Genomic DNA, 15,429 nt, shown 5'->3' with positions numbered 1-15,429 from the left:
CAGGTTAGCGACGGCGAACCCGCAGGCGGGTGACTGAACCGGCGCGGTCGCCACTGGTCACCACCGACTCGCCCACCAGCACGGCGTGAAAACCCGCCGCCGCCAGCACCACCGCATCGGCGGTACCGGCGATCCCCGACTCGGCCACCCGGACGATGCCTTCCGGCATCAGGCGAGCCACGCGGACGGCGCGTTCGGTATCCACGGCGAAGGTCACCAGATCTCGTTGATTCACCCCGATCATGGTGGCACCCACCGCCAGGGCGCGTTCCAGTTCCGCCTCGTCGTGCACCTCTACCAGCACATCCAGACCCAGTTCTTGGCCTAGCCCATGCAGATCAGCCAACTCGGCGTCGTCGAGGGCCGCCACGATCAGCAACAGGGCATCGGCGCCCATCAGTCGGGCGTCGGCCACGTCCCGGGCCGCCACGGTGAAATCCTTCCGAAGCACCGGGAGATCAACCGCCGCTCTCGCCGCTTGCAGATCGGCCACCGACCCCCCGAACCACTCCGTGTCGGTGAGTACCGACAAACAAGTGGCACCACCGCGGTCGTAGGCCAGGGCAACTTCGGCCGCATCTAGATCTACGGCCAGATCACCCCTCGATGGCGAACGTCGCTTTACCTCGGCGATCACCGCCAGTTGCCGTTCCCCCGTGAAGGCCAGGGCCGCCTCGAACGGACGGGCCGGCTCGCATTGGCGAGCCTCGTCCAGAAGCGCTTCGAGGGGCCGCAGGTCGGCGGCGGCGGCGGCCCGATGGCCCGCCAGAATGCGATCAAGATAGGTGCCCATGGCCCGACCGAACCTACCGGGTCGTGCGCCGGGAGGCGTACAGGGCAACGAAGGGCGATATCAGAAACAGCCCACAGGACAGCAGGAAGGCGAACACCGCCACGGTGATGAGGGTGGAGGCCATGAACAGCATGCCGAACATACCAACCACCAGCGACGACACAAACACCGCCACCGGCAACAGCGCCATCCAGCGCGGCAAACGGACGGTGCCCCCGATGGGACCGTCGTCGGCTAAGTCGGCCAGCAGATCCTCCTCCTCGCTGAGGATGTGGTGTCGGACCGGTTCGGCCGCCGGCACCGGCGCGGTTGCCCCGATAACCCGGTCGTACTGCGCCCGTCGTCCCGGATCACTCAACGCCGCCCAGGCCTCATTGACCACCCGCATCGCGCCGGGGTCGCCGCCGCGATCGGGGTGATGACGCCGGGCCTGTTCGATATAGGCCGAGCGCACCTCCGCCACCGGCGCCGATGGGGCCACCCCGAGCACTTCGTAGTGGTTCATCGGCAGTCAGCGCATCGGGAGGAGCGTGACGGTGGCGGACGCCTCGCCCACTGCCACCACCGCTCCCACCTCAACGGCACGCGCGAGCGGCACTAGGGCGATCGTGCCCAGCGCGGCGGAATGAGCCACTGAGGTCACCGTCCCCACCACGGCATCACCGGCCGTGACCGGAGCGCCAACGCGGGCATCAGGGGCATCAATACGCAGCCCTCGCAACGGCCGCGGCACGTTGCCCCCACGACTGTCGATACGTGCCACCAATTCCTGGCCCGTGTAGCAGCCCTTGGTAAAACTCACCGACGCATCGATCAGCCACTGCCCAGCCTCGGCGGGAATCGTGTCGCTGGTGAGTTCCGCGCCCATCGCCGGAACACCACACTCGATCCGCAGCGCCTCGAGGACATCTCCCGCCACCACCGGCCCCGGCGGCGGGGAGGCACCTGTAGGGGCGATCAGGTCGTAGCCCTCCACCCCCGGCCAGGCCGCCGCCCAGCCCGCACCGGATGCGCCCGGCCCACGCACCGCCCAGCCCGCCCACGTCTCCAGATCCAGATCCGCCTTGGTGCGGAGTTTGAAGCGCCGCAATCGGGCCAGCACCGCCGCCCCGAAGCCCGCTTCCACATCAAGCAGCACGGCTGCGTCCTCGACGCGGGTGGCCCGCAGCCATGCCTCCACCTTGCCGGTGGGTTGGAGCAGCAACGTGGGGACACTGGCCCCGACCGGAAGACCATCGATCTCCTGGCTCAACTGACCCTGCAAGAACCCGATGGCCTCGGGGCCGTGCACCCGAATCACGTCGCGCTCCAGCGGAGCCACCCCGAGCGTGGCGTGTAAATCGACGTCGCCCATGGGCTCGATGCTACCGGGGCGTCGGCGGCGTAGAAACGGCGTGGGCCCCGCGCCGGATGGTCATTCGCCGGGCCGCCGGGATAGCGGCGAGCAAGGCCTGGGCCTTGTTCCGACACTCGAGGTCCTCCTCCTCGGGGTCGCTGTCCGCCACGATGCCCGCGCCTGCCTGAACCGATGCTCGGCCGTCGTCACCCACTACCAGAGTGCGAATGGCGATGGCCGTGTCGATGTTCCCCGAGAAGTCGAGGTAGCCCACCACCCCCGCGTAGGGCCCTCGTTTGGTGGGCTCGAGCGCGTCGATGATCTCCATGGCGCGCACCTTGGGCGCCCCCGACACGGTGCCGGCGGGGAGGGTGGCGCGCAGAACGTCGATGGCGGTACAGCCATCCTTGAGTTTCCCCGACACCTGCGAGGTCATGTGCATCACGTGGCTATAGCGCTCCAACGTCATCATCTCGTCTACCTGCTCGGTGCCGAACTCCACCACCCGGCCCACATCGTTGCGGGCCAGATCGATGAGCATGATGTGCTCGGCCACCTCTTTGGGATGCTCCTTGAGTTCGGCGCCCAAGCGACGGTCTTCATCGTCGGTGCGGCCCCGACGGCGGGTGCCGGCAATGGGCCGGGAGATCACCGTGCCATCGAGCAATTTTACAAGAGGCTCGGGGGAGGAGCCCACGATCGTCACCCCGGGCTGACGCAGAAAATACATGTACGGACTCGGGTTCACCTGGCGGAGTACCCGGTAGACGTCGAACGGATCGGCGTCGAGGTCGAGGTCGAAGCGCTGGGCCAGCACCACCTGGAACACGTCGCCGGCCACGATGTGCTCCTTGGCCGCCACCACCGCTTGGCGGTAGCCATCGGAGCCCATGCTGGAGCGCACCTCCGGCAGAGGATCCTGGGGATCGGGGGGCTCCACCAGGGGCTCATCGATGAAACGGGCACCATCGCGACCGAGGGCGTCGATCCGGGCGACGGCGGCGGCGTAGCGGGCGTCCAGTTCGGCATCGGCCAGGCCCGGTTCCACGATTACGTTTTCAATCAGGTGCACCCGCTGACGCCAGTGGTCATAGGCCGCCAACTGCCCAATGACCGACACCATGGCATCGGGGTAGCCCAGGTCGTCGCCCGGCACGTCGGGCAATCGCTCCACCTCCCGCACCACGTCGTAACCGAGGTACCCCATGATGCCGCCGTGCAGAGGTGGGAGGCCAGCGAGGGTGGGGGCCTTCCAGGCAGAGAGGATGTGCTCCACGGCGGCGAGAATGCCCTGATCCACCGGCACCCCATCGGGCAGGGTGCCGGTGATGGCCACCGAACGCCCGCGGGCCACCAGGGTGGCGAGCGGATTCCGCCCAATGAAACTCCAGCGGCTCCACCGCTCGCCGTGTTCCACCGACTCCAACAAGAATCCCGGCTCATCGCCCACGAGGCGCAGAAAGGCCGACACCGGCGTAGAGAGATCGGCCAGCACCTCGCGCCACACCGGGATCACGGTGTGCTGGCGCGCCAAGGCGCGGAACTCCTCCGGCGAGGGTCGCAGCGTCACCCGAACGCTCGGAAGAAACAGGAGCGCTCCCCGGTGTGGCAAGCGCCCTTGCCCTCTTGCTCCACCACGAACAGGAGTGTGTCGCCGTCGCAATCGTAGGAGGCGTGTCGCACGAACTGGCGGTCGCCGGAGGTGTCGCCCTTGCGCCATACCTCCTGTCGGCTGCGCGACCAGAACACCGTGCGGCCCTCGGCCAGGCTCTGGCGGAGGGTCTCGGCGTTCATCCAGGCCATCATCAGCACGTCGCCGCTCCCCTGCTCCTGCACGATGGCCGGCACCAGGCCGTCGCCATCGTATTTCACCCGAGAGAGTTGGTCGTCGGTCACAGGGATCGGGGTAGCGACAGGCATGGGTCGCATCGTACGGGCCACCGAGGCGGAGATGAAACCGATATTGGGTGCCCCCCGCCACCGGCCAACCGCCAACAACCACGGAACCGGCGGCAGGGTTCCTAGGCTACGGCGGTGCCCGACCCGTGGATACGTTTCGAGGACGAGCAAGTGCTGGCCGTAGCCAAACCGGCGGGGGTCAACACCCACCGGGCCGACACCCACGCGCAAGACGGCATGCACGAGTGGGTCCAGCGGCAACGACCCAACGAACCGCTCTCGGTGTTGCACCGGCTCGACAAGGCCACCTCGGGGGTTCTGCTCTTCGGAAAGACCCCCCTGGCCAACCGCTCCCTCACCGAACAGTTCACCGACCGGTCGGTAACCAAGCGCTACGAACTACTCATCGCCCGCGATGATCACCGAGCACAGTCCATCATCTCCCGTCGTCCCATCGACGGTGCGGCCGCCCAGACCGACCTCCGCCACGAAGCCACCGGGCGCGCCCTCGAACGGTGGTCGGCTCACCCCCACACCGGCCGCACCCACCAAGTGCGGGTGCACGCCATGGAAGCCGGCATCCCGATTCTGGGCGACGCCGAGCACCACGGTTCCCCCGCCCCCCGCCTGTTTCTCCACGCCACGGCCATCGGGGCACGCCACCCGGTCTCGGGGGACCTGACCATCGCCAGTGATCCGCCCGAGAGCTTCAACCTCGCGCTGGCAGGCACCGGCGACGACGCGTCGCTCGCCGCCCTCGTGGCCCACGAAGCCCGGGCCTTGCTCTTCGATCCGGCCGACACCAACGCCTACCTGTGGATCGACCGTCACCACGACGGCTTCCCGACTACCCGGGTGGAGCGACTAGGCGATGTCGCCCTCGTCCTGCGCTATGGCGACGAGGCCCTGACCGCCGCCTGGCTCGACGCGTGGGGTGCCACTCTGCCGCTCACGAGCATCTACGAACAGCCCAAACCTCGCGGCGGGGGGGCCGGTCCCGCCCAGGTGGTGAGCGGCCCCCGCAATGATCGCTTCGAGGTATCCGAACTCGGGTTGCGCTATCTCATCGACCTCACCGCTAGCGCCACCTCTAGTGGGCTCTTCCTCGACCAGCGGGAGACCCGCCGGGAACTCCTCGCCATGAACCTCACGGGCAAGACCGTGCTCAACACCTTCGCCCACACCGGCTCGCTCTCGCTGGCTGCCGCCACCGCCGGTGCCGAAACGCTCACCCTGGACCTCAGCCCGCGCTACCTCGAGTGGGCGGCCGAGAACCTGCGGGCCAACGGCATCGACCCGGCCGACCACGACGCCATCTACGGCGACGTCGCTGATTGGCTCGACCGCTTCGCCAAGAAGCGCCGCACCTTCGACATGGTCTTGGTCGACCCACCGAGTTCCAGCACGGCGCGAAAAAAGGGTGGGAGCCGCTGGGTCCTGGATCGCGACCTCCACACGCTGGTGACGCGAGCGGCACGGGTGACCAAGCCCCACGGACTGTTGTACGTCTCGACCAACCTCCGCCGCATGACCTGGCCCACCTTCCTCGATCAGGTGGAGGCGGGGGTGGCTGCTGCTGGTCGCCTCGGGAGCATCGCCACGCGCACCGTGCCGCTCGACCATCGCAGCGGGCCTGGCGATCCGCCCTATCTCAAGGCGGCGTGGATCCACCTTGATCGTTGAGGGCCACCACGGCCCTAAGCCCTAGAGGTAGAGGCCCGTACCGGACTCCTCGAGGCGCTCCGCCGCCACGGCGTGGATGTCGCGCTCGCGCAAGATGATGTAGTCGTCGCCGCGTACCTCAACCTCGTAACGGTCCTCCGGGCTGAACAGCACCTGGTCACCCGGCTCCATCGTGCGCACGCTGGGCCCAGTGGCCACCACCTCACCCCACACGAGGCGTTTCTTCAACTCGGCCGTGGCAGGAATGAGGATCCCACCGGAGCTGCGCCGCTCGCCCTCCGGGTTCAAGTCGACCAGGATGCGATCGTTCAGCATCTTGATGGGCAGCTTGTCGCGCTTACGGGAGGCAGCCATGGCCCCACGATAGGTTCCCCGCCTCTCCCTGACGACCTCGCGGCGCCGCCGAACCCCCCTCAGGCCGGGCGGACGGCGATCCCGGCGGCGGCCATCGCCGCTTTCGCTTCAGCAATGGTGTGCTCCTCGAAGTGAAAGATCGAGGCGGCGAGCACGGCGTCGGCCTGGCCGGCGGTAACGCCTTCCACGAGGTGCTGCAGCGTTCCCACTCCCCCCGAGGCGATGATCGGGATGCCCACCGCGGCGGCCACGGCGGCGGTGAGGGTCGTGTCGAATCCCGTCTTGGTGCCGTCGCGGTCCATCGATGTGAGCAGGATTTCGCCCGCCCCGAGTTCCTCGGCCTGCTTCGCCCACTCCAGTACGTCCCGACCGGTGGGGGTACGGCCACCATGAATAAACACCTCCGCCGAGCCATCCGGCCGTCGCCGGGCGTCGATCGCCACCACACAGCACTGCACGCCAAACTCCCCGGCTACCTCTCCAATGAGCGCTGGCCGTTCCAGGGCGGACGTGTTGATCGAGACTTTGTCGGCCCCGGCCCGCAACAGTTCGCGGGCGTCGGTCACCGAACGGATCCCCCCACCGATGGTGAAGGGGATGAAAACCTGCTCGGCCACGCGGGCAGCCATCTCCACGGTGGTGTGTCGGTCTTCCGACGATGCCGTGATGTCCAAGAACACGAGTTCGTCGGCGCCCTCGGCGTCGTAGCGGGCCGCCAACTCCACCGGATCGCCCGCATCGATCAGATCCACGAAGTTCACGCCTTTGACTACCCGCCCAGCGTGCACATCCAGACAGGGAATAATGCGGGCGGTCTTCATGACCGGCGGGCCTGCAGAGCCGCAACGGCCTCGGCCAGGTCGAGGTGGCCTTCGTAAAGAGCGGTGCCCACGATGACCCCGGCCAACCCCCGACCCTCAACGCTGACTGCGTTGAGGGTCAGTAGATCCGCCAGGTTGCCCACCCCGCCGGAGGCAATGACCTCCAACGAGGTGGCGCCCAGCACTTCCATCAAACCGGTGGCGTCGGCGCCCCCCATGAGGCCCTCGACCTCAATCTGGGTTATCACCACCGCCTCCGCACCGACATCGGCCAAGCGGCGCAGCGCAGCCGGCCACTCCACCCCCGATCTCTCCCCCCACCCGCGCACCGCCACCTCACGGCCCCGCACGTCGAGCCCCAGCGCCACCGGTTGGCGGGCGGCAACCGCGGCGACCAGATCAGGGTTCTCCAGCGCAGCGGTGCCCATGATCACGCGAGCCACCCCCACCTCAGCCAGGGCGGCGGCGGCCGCTACGCTGCGCACGCCCCCACCCGCCTGCACCGGTACCTCCACTGATGCGGCGATAGCGGCGATGAGGGGCCGGTTCACGGGCTCACCGGTGCGGGCCGCGTCAAGGTCCACCGTGTGAATCCACGGGGCTCCCGCCGCCGCAAAAGCCTGGGCGACGGCCACCGGATCATCACCATGAATCTGCTCGCGCGAAAAATCGCCCTGGGTGAGTTGCACGACCTTGCCACCGCGCAGATCGATCGCCGGGTAGAGCAGCATCAACCCGGAACGGCCACAGGTACCGCGCATCGGTCCACGAAGGCCTGGAGTACCGCCAGGCCGGTACGGGCCGATTTCTCCGGGTGGAATTGAGTGGCCCACACCGACCCGCGACCCACCGATGCGACCACCGGCCCGCCGTAATCCACCGTGGCGGTGATGAAAGCGTCGTCGGTCTCCGCGGCGTAGGAGTGCACGAAGTACGCCCACGCCGGATCAGGGGCGAGGCCAAGTAACTCCGGGTTGCCCCGGCGTTCCAGGAGATTCCACTGCATCTGGGGGCGCTTGAGGGGACCGCGGAGCAAGCGCAGCGTGCCGGGGAAGATCCCCAAACCGGTGGCCCCGACCGTTTCTTCCGAGGCCTCGAACAACATCTGCATTCCAACGCAGATGCCGAGAAACGGCACGCTCGCCGTTACTGCGTCGTGCACCAACGGCTCCAGGCCTGCCCTGCGCACCGCATCCATGCAGGCCCCGAAGGCCCCCACCCCGGGCAGCACGATCCCCTCGGCCTCCCGGATCAGCCCGGGGTCAGCGGTGAGGCGGGCGTCGGCCCCGAGAAACTGCAAGGCCTTCTGGGCCGAGCGAAGGTTGCCGATCTCGTAGTCGAGAACGGCGATAAGTGTCACCCCTAGATCACGCCCTTGGTGCTCGGCACGCCGCCACCTTCGAGACGCACGGCGTCGCGTAGACAGCGGGCCACGCCCTTGAAGGTGGCCTCCACGATGTGGTGGGTGTTGCGCCCCTCGCGCAGGCGGATGTGCAACGTGATGCCGGCCGCCGTGGCGAAGGACTGCCAGAAGTGCTCGGCCATCTCCGGGTTGAAGGGCGGGTCGCCGAGGGGAAGCACCTCACCGAAGGGCACCTCGTAGGCGATGAAGGGACGGCCGGAAAGATCCAGGGCCACCTCCACCAGCGCCTCGTCGAGCGGGAACAACCCGCTGGCAAAGCGACGAACCCCGGCTTTGTCACCTATCGCTTGGCGGAATACCTCGCCGATAGTGATGGCCACATCTTCCACCGTGTGATGCCCGTCTACCTGCAGATCACCGGTGGCTTCCACCACCAAGTCGAAGCCCCCGTGACGCCCAAGTTGATCGAGCATGTGGTCGAAAAACGGGAGGCCGGTCGTAGCCGACACCACCCCGGTAGGGCCATCGAGGTCGAGCACCACCGAGATCGTGGTCTCCTTCGTGGTGCGCTGCTGGCGGGCTGATCGACTCATCTGAGGGCTACCTCCAGGGCGGCGATAAAGGCGTCGTTCTCAACGGGTGTTCCGATCGTGACACGGAGGCAGCCTTGGAGGCGAGGCCACGACGAACAATTCCGGACGAGGACCGACTGCTCGAGTAGGGCCTGCCACACGGCATCAGCGGGTCGTTCCTCGGGCCGGAACAGCACGAAATTGGCGGCCGAGGGCCACACCGTGACGGGAAGATTCGTCAGTCGTTCCACCACCGCCGCTCGCTGCGCCACCAGGGCCACCGTGCGGGCCTCCATGGCGTCGAGGTAGTCCAGGGCCAGGCGACCGGCCACCTGCTTCACCGCATCGAGGTGATAGGGAAGCACGACCTGGTCGAGTTGGGCCACCATCGAGCGGGGACCGATCAGATAGCCGAGGCGAGCTGCCGCCATCGACCACGTCTTGGAGTAGGTGCGGGTCACGACAAGCGGCACCTCTTCCTCCACCAACGCCAGCGCGCTCCAGGGGGCGAACTGACCGTAGGCCTCGTCCACCACCAGCACCCCGGGCACCTCACGCAACACGGCGCGCACCGTGGCTTCGTCCTCGACCATCCCGGTGGGGTTGTTCGGCGAACAAAGGAAGGTGATAGCCGGTTGCGCTTCGCGGGTGACGCGATCTACTTCGGCGAGGTCCAAGGCAAACTCGGCGGTGCGTTCCCCGATCGCCACCTCGGTGCCCGTGATGCGAGCAATGTGGCTATGCAAGGCATAGGTGGGCTCGAACACCGCCACCGACCGGCCCGGACCGCCGTAGGCCAGGCAGAGTGTCTGGAGGACCTCATTGGAGCCGTTGGCCGCGAAGACCTGGGCGGGATCGACGCCGTGATGAGCGGCGATCGCCCGCCGCAGCGCGGTGTAGGAACGGTCGGGATAGCGGTGCCACTCCAACGTGGCGATCTCCGCCGCTAACGCGTCGGTAAACCCGCTCGGCGGCGGCTCGGGGGCCTCGTTGGTGTTGAGTCGCACCGCCACCGCCACCTGAGCCGAGTGGTACCCCGCCAACAGCGCAAGATCCGGTCGCGGGGTGATCATGTCGGACCCTGGCGGATGCGGATCGACTCGGCGTGGGCGGGAAGGCCCTCGTAGGTAGCCAGGGCGATGACGTGCTCCCCCACGGTGGCCAGGCCGACCTGATCAACCGATACGACGTGGACATGCTTGAGGAAATCATCAACCCTCAGCGCACCGGAGAACCGGGCCGATCCGTAAGTGGGTAGGACGTGGTTAGGACCGGCGAGATAGTCGCCAAGCGAGGCTGGCGCGAAGGGGCCGCAGAACACCGCCCCGGCGTGACGGACCATGGCCAGCAGGGCATCACTGTCCTCGACGAGCAACTCCAAGTGTTCCGGGGCAATGGCGTTCGCCACCGCCATGGCCTGCTCGGGACCATCCACCAACACCAGGTAGCCCCCCTCCGCCAGGGTGGCCTCGAGATGCTCTCGCCGGGGTGAGCGCGGCACGATCTCGGCCACCGCCTCCGCCACGCCGTCGGCCACCGCCTCGTCCCAGGTAATCAGCCAGGCCAGACCGTCGGGGCCGTGTTCGGCTTGCAGCACAAGATCAATGGCGGCGTAGCTAATCGGCGTGGTGTCATCGGCTATCACCACCACCTCGGAGGGTCCGGCGAAGGCCGAGGGCACACCCACCAACCCCGAGGAGGCGACCTCCCGTTTGGCTTGCGCGACGCGAGCGCTCCCTGGTCCTACGATCACGTCGACGGGCCGGATCGATTCGGTGCCGTAGGCGAGCGCGCCGATCACCGCCGGGCCGCCAACGCGATACAACTCATCCACCCCCGCCAGGGCTGCCGCCGCCAGGATGCCCGGGGAAACGGTGCCGTCGGAACGCGGCGAGGTCACGAGGACCACCTCGGCTACACCGGCCACCTTCGCAGGGATCACTGTCATCAACACGGTGGACACCAAGGGAGCGAGCGCCGAAGGCACGTAGCACGCCACCCGATCCACCGGCCGCTGCATTTCACGTACGGCGATGGCACCGTTGCGGTGTTCCGCGTCGGGGTGACGTTGCGACTGGTGGTAGGCAGTGATGTTCCGATGGGCCACCTCCAAGGCGGACCGGAGATCCGGCGGGATCCGCGCCAGCGCGACCTGCAGCGCGGACGAAGGCACCCGCAACTCATCGATCACGGCGCCGTCGAAGCGCTGAGTCATCTCGCGCAGGGCAACGTCGCCGCGCTGGGCTACCTCGGCCAGAATGGCCCGCACCTCGTCAATCGGCGGCTCAATTTGCGCCGTCGGTCGGGGTAGCACCCCGCGAAAATCGCCAGAAACCCCACGGAGATCAAGACGCTGTAGCACAAGGCCCCAGGATAGATGCGCACTGGGAGAGGCCCGAAACCGGTTTGGTCTGGAAGGCTGCCGGAATGGATCTGGACATCGCCCATCTCTCATCCCTGTCAAGTTCCCTGCGGGAACTCACCGAACGCGTCACGGCCCTGGCCGAGGGCCTCCAGGGATCACCCCGGGCCAACGTGGCGGCGGACCTTTTCGATGTGGAGCGCAGCCTCAAAGCCGCCAGCCGAAGGCTGGCGGCTCTAGTGGCGAAGCTGGACTGACCGCCAATGGGCCGTTGGTCCCCCGAACGCGAAGAGGGTGCCCTCGAAAGAGCACCCTCGTTCGTGGTGACGCCAGGCGGCGGATCCCGACGTCACATGCCGGCGATCAGACGAATCCGATCAGCCAGGCAAGGGGATCTTACTCGGCCCACCTCGCAATTCCTCAACCCCATCCAACCTTTCACCTCAGGACCGCCGCCCCCGCCGGGTCGCTACGGCCTCAGCCGATCCCGGCGCTCGGGCAAAAATCGGCCAAGCCGCACTCGCCGCAACGGGGCCGCCGGGCGGCGCACACCGCCCGTCCGTGGAGAATGAGGCGGAGGCTGAACATCCCCCGCTCGGCGGCTGGAACCATCGGGTTGAGCTCGAGTTCCACCTTCACCGGATCTGTCTCGACGGTGAGGCCGAGGCGGCGTGCCAACCGCCCCACGTGGGTGTCCACCGGCAAGCCGGGCAGGTCCATGGCCACGCTGCGCAACACGTTCGCCGTCTTTCGGCCCACCCCTGGGAGGCTCACCAGATCGGCCATGGTGCTCGGCACCACACCGTCGAACCGCTCCACCACGGCCACCGCCATCCCGAGGAGGCTCTTGGTTTTGTTGCGGTAGAAGCCGGTGGACCGCACGAGATCCTCTACCGCCGCCGGTTCGGCGTCGGCAAGGGAGGCCGGCGTGGGGTACCGGGCGAAGAGACCAGGGGTGACCATGTTCACCCGCTCATCGGTGCACTGGGCCGACAAGATCGTGGCGGCCAAAAGTTCGTAGGGATTGCGATGGGTGAGGGCGCACAGGTCCCGGGCCGTCCCGGGGAACTCCACCCCGAGGCGCTCATGGGTGCGCCGAGCCCGGCCCGCCGCACTACGCGGTGAGCGGGAAAGGGGCGGAGGGGCGGCAGCGGGCATCGGTGGTGGAGGGTACACACCGGTACGGTGGAGGTATGCCCCCGTTTGAGATCTCTGCCGCGGCGGGAGGGGCTCGGGTGCGCCAGAGCGGCACCGAATGGGCGATCGAGGTCGATCCCGGTCTCGGCGACGCCGCCATCACCCATCTGCTGGCCGCCGCTTTGGCGTATGTCGCCAGCCAGGGTGGAGGCCGCGCTCGCCACTGGGGCCCCGCCGAGGGATCGCCGGCGGCGAGTTTGGGGTTCCGCGCCGATCGCCATCTCCACCAGATGCGCCGCACCCTCCCGGTAGGCATTCCCTGCGGCCTCACCACGCGTCCCTTCGTGGTGGGCCAGGACGAGCAGCAGTGGCTGGCGGTGAACAATCGGGCTTTCTCGTGGCACCCCGAACAGGCCGGCTGGACCCTTGATGACCTCCTGGCCCGCCAAGCCGAAGGTTGGTACGACCCCGCCGGATTTCTGCTCCACGAAAATGACGGCGCCCTCGACGGCTTCTGTTGGACGAAGGTACATCACCACCACGAGCCTCCCCTGGGAGAGATCTATGTCATTGCCATCGATCCTGGCGCCCAGGGCACCGGCCTCGGGCGTGCCCTGGTCCTGGCGGGCCTCGACTACCTCCATCAGGCCGGCATGGAATGGGGAATGCTCCATGTCGAAGACACCAACACCGCGGCCCTGGACCTTTACCGGCGGTTGGGATTCGAGATCGACCACACCGAGGTCAACTATGTGATCGACGTCCCCACCCCATGACCACTCCTGCTCCCACCCCCACTCGCTATGGCGCCAGTCGAGCCGACCTCGCCACCGTGCTGGCCGGGCAACCGGCCTACCGGGTGGACCAGGTGTGGTCGGGCCTCTACGAACACTTCGCCGACCCGTCCGAACTCACCGCCGTACCCAAGACACTGCGCGCCGAAGTGGCCGACGCCCTACCCCTAGCTCTGGATGTGGTGACCGAATCCACCAGCGACGGTGGCGACACGGTGAAGTGGCTCTGGGAACTACGCGATGGGATGCAGGTCGAAACGGTGCTCATGCATTACGCCGAGCGCTCCACGGTGTGCGTGTCGAGCCAGGCGGGCTGCGCCATGGGGTGCGGGTTCTGTGCCACCGGGCAGGCTGGATTCGACCGCCACCTCACCACCGGGGAGATCGTGGAACAGGTGGTGCGAGCCGGCCGACGGGCCCTCGACGACGGTCGGCGCCTCTCCAACGTGGTCTACATGGGGATGGGCGAGCCCCTCGCCAACTACGACGCCACCTGGGCCTCAGTGGAGCGCCTCCACGGCGATGTCGGGCTCTCGGCCCGCCACCTCACCGTGTCCACCGTGGGCATCGTGCCGGGGATCCGAAAACTAACGACCGAGACGCTCCCAGTGAACCTGGCCGTTTCCCTCCACGCCGCCGACGACGACCTGCGCGATGACCTCGTGCCGATCAATAAGCGCTACCCCCTCAGCGCCCTGATGGATGCCTGTGCCGACTATTTGTCCATCAAAGGTCGGCGCTTGTCATTCGAGTGGGCCCTCATCGACGGCGTGAACGACCGGGACCGCGACGCCCAGCTCCTCGCTGAGCGAGCGCGGTCCCTTCCGCTCCCCGCCCATGTCAACCTGATTCCGCTAAATCCCACGCCGGGCTATGCGGTACGCGGCACTCCGGCACGCCGGGTGCGCGAGTTCTGCGACCAGCTCCGCCGCCACGGCGTGAACGCCACCGTCCGTCGCACCCGCGGTACCGAGATCGACGCCGCCTGCGGCCAACTGCGGGCCACCCACGCCGGCGCTGCCCCGGTGACGATCCGCCCCCGGCCCCCCGCTGAGCGGGTCTGATCAGCGCACCAACACGGTGACCCCGCCGGGCAGTCGGATGGCCCGATGGAGCGATTCCTGGCGGTGAACCACCGCGCCGGACCACACCACGCACCCCTCCACTACCCCATCCACCTCGGCCCCGTCCTCCACCACGCTGCGGCCGCCACTGGCGAGCAGGTTGGCCGCCAAGTACTGGGTCGGAGTGCCGCAGTCCACGAAGGGGCCGTCGTGGCGCACCACCTCCACCCGGCCCTGCTGCTGGGCCTCCCGCCAGGAAACCTCGTACAGACCGGTGGACTCGGCCGCCATCACGGCTACCTCCGACCACGGCATCAGCGCCCCGGCGATGCGGCTGCGGGGATGCAATACCTCCTCCCCCACCACCAAGAGCCGGATGCACTCCCCGTCCCACCCCTGCGCGAAATCCGCCAGCGAGCCCGGACACCATGCATCGGCGTTCACCACCAGCACCGGGCGACCATCGAGCCAGGGCCGCATCAAACCGAGGGCACCGGCGGTGCCGAGCGGCTCGACCTTCTCCCAGGAGCGGTGCACCTCGGGCGGGAGATGGTCATCCAGGGCGCGTCCGCCATAATGCAGGTTCACCGCCACCTCGGCCACCGACGGCCGCACTCGCTGCACGGCGAGATCGACCAGCGCCACATTGCCGACCGGGCAGAGGGCCTTGGGCCGCCCGCGGGTGAGGGGACGCAGACGGGCGCCCGCTCCCGCTGCCAACACCACTCCCACGAGGTCGTCCATGGCGCACCATCCTCGCGCGTGCGGCATGATCTCGACATGACCACCACCGTGCACGGCATCGCCGAACTCAAAGAACTCGTTGGCCAGCACCTCGGCTACAGCGACTACCTCGAAATCACCCAGGAACGGGTGAACCTCTTCGCCGAGGCCACCGGTGATCACCAGTGGATCCATGTGGATCCAGAACGGGCCATCGCGGAGAGTCCGTTCGGCGGACCCATCGCCCACGGCTACCTCACCCTGTCGCTCGGCCCGGTGCTGGTGCCACAGGTAGTGAGGGTGGAGGGCATCAAGATGGGTGTGAACTACGGAGCTGAAAAAGTGCGATTCCCCTCGCCGGTACCGGTGGGTGCCAAGTTGCGAGTGGGCGTCGATCTCGCATCGGTCACCGACATCCCCGGGGGCTGCCAGGTGCAGATGCGCTTCACCTTCGAATGTGAAGGGGCCGCCAAGCCAAGTTGCGTGAGCGAAAATCTCTTCCGCTACTACGAGTAACCCACCGCGTCG

General features: G+C 67.8%; 19 protein-coding genes. 5 read left to right on the top strand and 14 right to left on the bottom strand.

Features of this window, described 5'->3' with window-relative positions:
* Positions 1 to 4: 4 nt before the first annotated feature.
* The 5 genes from EXQ71_06580 to hisI are packed head-to-tail and all read right to left on the bottom strand — an operon-like array spanning position 5 to position 4,031.
* Positions 5 to 793: an indole-3-glycerol-phosphate synthase gene (locus EXQ71_06580; protein ID MSO87172.1), complete on the bottom strand. Its 789-nt coding sequence runs from the start codon at positions 791 to 793 to the stop codon at positions 5 to 7.
* A gap of 13 nt (positions 794 to 806) precedes the next feature.
* Positions 807 to 1,298 carry a J domain-containing protein gene (locus tag EXQ71_06575; protein MSO87171.1) on the bottom strand — a complete coding sequence of 164 codons (492 nt, stop codon included), beginning with the start codon at positions 1,296 to 1,298 and terminating at the stop codon, positions 807 to 809.
* A gap of 6 nt (positions 1,299 to 1,304) precedes the next feature.
* Positions 1,305 to 2,147 (bottom strand): folate-binding protein, encoded by an 843-nt coding sequence (locus EXQ71_06570; protein MSO87170.1) that lies wholly within the window; start codon positions 2,145 to 2,147, stop codon positions 1,305 to 1,307.
* Between the two features lie 10 nt (positions 2,148 to 2,157).
* A complete protein-coding gene (trpE, locus tag EXQ71_06565) occupies positions 2,158 to 3,699 on the bottom strand; it encodes an anthranilate synthase component I (protein MSO87169.1) in 1,542 nt (513 codons plus the stop codon).
* Positions 3,696 to 4,031, bottom strand: coding sequence for a phosphoribosyl-AMP cyclohydrolase (hisI, locus tag EXQ71_06560; protein ID MSO87168.1), 336 nt, complete (start codon positions 4,029 to 4,031; stop codon positions 3,696 to 3,698). Before hisI ends, trpE begins: the two co-directional genes overlap by 4 nt.
* Positions 4,032 to 4,163: 132 nt before the next feature.
* Here hisI and EXQ71_06555 point away from each other — a divergent pair, with 132 nt between their 5' ends.
* Complete coding sequence (locus EXQ71_06555) at positions 4,164 to 5,711, top strand: hypothetical protein (GenBank protein MSO87167.1); 1,548 nt, start codon at positions 4,164 to 4,166, stop codon at positions 5,709 to 5,711.
* 21 nt (positions 5,712 to 5,732) lie between these two features.
* Here EXQ71_06555 and EXQ71_06550 read toward each other — a convergent pair whose 3' ends face one another.
* Genes EXQ71_06550 through hisD form a run of 7 tightly spaced genes read right to left on the bottom strand, consistent with a single transcriptional unit; the run spans position 5,733 to position 11,276 of the window.
* Positions 5,733 to 6,065 carry a co-chaperone GroES gene (locus tag EXQ71_06550; GenBank protein ID MSO87166.1) on the bottom strand — a complete coding sequence of 111 codons (333 nt, stop codon included), beginning with the start codon at positions 6,063 to 6,065 and terminating at the stop codon, positions 5,733 to 5,735.
* Between the two features lie 59 nt (positions 6,066 to 6,124).
* The gene (gene hisF, locus EXQ71_06545) at positions 6,125 to 6,886 is read right to left on the bottom strand and encodes an imidazole glycerol phosphate synthase subunit HisF (protein ID MSO87165.1); all 762 of its coding nucleotides are present in this window, start codon (positions 6,884 to 6,886) and stop codon (positions 6,125 to 6,127) included.
* On the bottom strand, positions 6,883 to 7,617 hold the full coding sequence (gene hisA, locus EXQ71_06540; protein ID MSO87164.1) for a 1-(5-phosphoribosyl)-5-[(5-phosphoribosylamino)methylideneamino]imidazole-4-carboxamide isomerase: 735 nt from the start codon (positions 7,615 to 7,617) through the stop codon (positions 6,883 to 6,885). Before hisA ends, hisF begins: the two co-directional genes overlap by 4 nt.
* Positions 7,617 to 8,246, bottom strand: a complete 630-nt coding sequence (hisH, locus tag EXQ71_06535; GenBank protein ID MSO87163.1) for an imidazole glycerol phosphate synthase subunit HisH — start codon at positions 8,244 to 8,246, stop codon at positions 7,617 to 7,619. Before hisH ends, hisA begins: the two co-directional genes overlap by 1 nt.
* 2 nt (positions 8,247 to 8,248) lie before the next feature.
* Entirely contained in the window at positions 8,249 to 8,842 is a 594-nt protein-coding gene (gene hisB / locus EXQ71_06530; GenBank protein MSO87162.1) for an imidazoleglycerol-phosphate dehydratase HisB, read from the bottom strand.
* The gene (hisC, locus tag EXQ71_06525; GenBank protein ID MSO87161.1) at positions 8,839 to 9,894 is read right to left on the bottom strand and encodes a histidinol-phosphate transaminase; all 1,056 of its coding nucleotides are present in this window, start codon (positions 9,892 to 9,894) and stop codon (positions 8,839 to 8,841) included. The genes hisB and hisC overlap by 4 nt, the downstream gene beginning before the upstream one ends.
* On the bottom strand, positions 9,891 to 11,276 hold the full coding sequence (gene hisD, locus EXQ71_06520) for a histidinol dehydrogenase (GenBank protein ID MSO87160.1): 1,386 nt from the start codon (positions 11,274 to 11,276) through the stop codon (positions 9,891 to 9,893). The genes hisC and hisD overlap by 4 nt, the downstream gene beginning before the upstream one ends.
* Between hisD and EXQ71_06515 the strand changes: the two genes are divergently transcribed.
* Complete coding sequence (locus EXQ71_06515) at positions 11,249 to 11,440, top strand: hypothetical protein (protein MSO87159.1); 192 nt, start codon at positions 11,249 to 11,251, stop codon at positions 11,438 to 11,440. The two genes, hisD and EXQ71_06515, sit on opposite strands and share 28 nt — an antisense overlap.
* Before the next feature lie 220 nt (positions 11,441 to 11,660).
* On the opposite strand, the gene nth is transcribed toward EXQ71_06515, so the two are convergent.
* On the bottom strand, positions 11,661 to 12,341 hold the full coding sequence (gene nth / locus EXQ71_06510; GenBank protein ID MSO87158.1) for an endonuclease III: 681 nt from the start codon (positions 12,339 to 12,341) through the stop codon (positions 11,661 to 11,663).
* Between the two features lie 35 nt (positions 12,342 to 12,376).
* On the opposite strand from nth, the gene mshD reads away from it, so the two are divergent.
* Both mshD and rlmN read left to right on the top strand, forming a co-directional pair.
* Complete coding sequence (mshD, locus tag EXQ71_06505; protein ID MSO87157.1) at positions 12,377 to 13,096, top strand: mycothiol synthase; 720 nt, start codon at positions 12,377 to 12,379, stop codon at positions 13,094 to 13,096.
* The gene (gene rlmN, locus EXQ71_06500; protein ID MSO87156.1) at positions 12,979 to 14,178 is read left to right on the top strand and encodes a 23S rRNA (adenine(2503)-C(2))-methyltransferase RlmN; all 1,200 of its coding nucleotides are present in this window, start codon (positions 12,979 to 12,981) and stop codon (positions 14,176 to 14,178) included. Before mshD ends, rlmN begins: the two co-directional genes overlap by 118 nt.
* On the opposite strand, the gene EXQ71_06495 is transcribed toward rlmN, so the two are convergent.
* Positions 14,179 to 14,949, bottom strand: coding sequence for a hypothetical protein (locus EXQ71_06495; protein ID MSO87155.1), 771 nt, complete (start codon positions 14,947 to 14,949; stop codon positions 14,179 to 14,181).
* A 9-nt stretch (positions 14,950 to 14,958) separates the two neighbouring features.
* Here EXQ71_06495 and EXQ71_06490 point away from each other — a divergent pair, with 9 nt between their 5' ends.
* A complete protein-coding gene (locus EXQ71_06490) occupies positions 14,959 to 15,417 on the top strand; it encodes a MaoC family dehydratase (protein MSO87154.1) in 459 nt (152 codons plus the stop codon).
* The last annotated feature ends 12 nt before the right edge of the window (positions 15,418 to 15,429 follow it).

This window comes from Acidimicrobiia bacterium, assembly GCA_009694375.1.
In the GTDB taxonomy this organism is placed as follows: Bacteria; Actinomycetota; Acidimicrobiia; order Acidimicrobiales; family VFJN01; genus VFJN01.
The sequence above is the reverse complement of the archived record's forward strand: the minus strand, read 5'-3'. Positions and strand labels throughout refer to the sequence as shown.

Coding starts and splice junctions, on each gene's coding strand:
- EXQ71_06580 (MSO87172.1), bottom strand. CDS start 793: ATGGGCACCTATCTTGATCGCATTCTGGCGGGCCATCGGGCCGCCGCC.
- EXQ71_06575 (MSO87171.1), bottom strand. CDS start 1,298: ATGAACCACTACGAAGTGCTCGGGGTGGCCCCATCGGCGCCGGTGGCG.
- EXQ71_06570 (MSO87170.1), bottom strand. CDS start 2,147: ATGGGCGACGTCGATTTACACGCCACGCTCGGGGTGGCTCCGCTGGAG.
- EXQ71_06550 (MSO87166.1), bottom strand. CDS start 6,065: ATGGCTGCCTCCCGTAAGCGCGACAAGCTGCCCATCAAGATGCTGAAC.
- hisF (MSO87165.1), bottom strand. CDS start 6,886: ATGAAGACCGCCCGCATTATTCCCTGTCTGGATGTGCACGCTGGGCGG.
- hisA (MSO87164.1), bottom strand. CDS start 7,617: ATGCTGCTCTACCCGGCGATCGATCTGCGCGGTGGCAAGGTCGTGCAA.
- hisB (MSO87162.1), bottom strand. CDS start 8,842: ATGAGTCGATCAGCCCGCCAGCAGCGCACCACGAAGGAGACCACGATC.
- hisC (MSO87161.1), bottom strand. CDS start 9,894: ATGATCACCCCGCGACCGGATCTTGCGCTGTTGGCGGGGTACCACTCG.
- EXQ71_06515 (MSO87159.1), top strand. CDS start 11,249: ATGGATCTGGACATCGCCCATCTCTCATCCCTGTCAAGTTCCCTGCGG.
- hisD (MSO87160.1), bottom strand. CDS start 11,276: ATGAGAGATGGGCGATGTCCAGATCCATTCCGGCAGCCTTCCAGACCA.
- nth (MSO87158.1), bottom strand. CDS start 12,341: ATGCCCGCTGCCGCCCCTCCGCCCCTTTCCCGCTCACCGCGTAGTGCG.
- mshD (MSO87157.1), top strand. CDS start 12,377: ATGCCCCCGTTTGAGATCTCTGCCGCGGCGGGAGGGGCTCGGGTGCGC.
- rlmN (MSO87156.1), top strand. CDS start 12,979: ATGGGGAATGCTCCATGTCGAAGACACCAACACCGCGGCCCTGGACCT.
- EXQ71_06495 (MSO87155.1), bottom strand. CDS start 14,949: ATGCCGCACGCGCGAGGATGGTGCGCCATGGACGACCTCGTGGGAGTG.
- EXQ71_06490 (MSO87154.1), top strand. CDS start 14,959: ATGACCACCACCGTGCACGGCATCGCCGAACTCAAAGAACTCGTTGGC.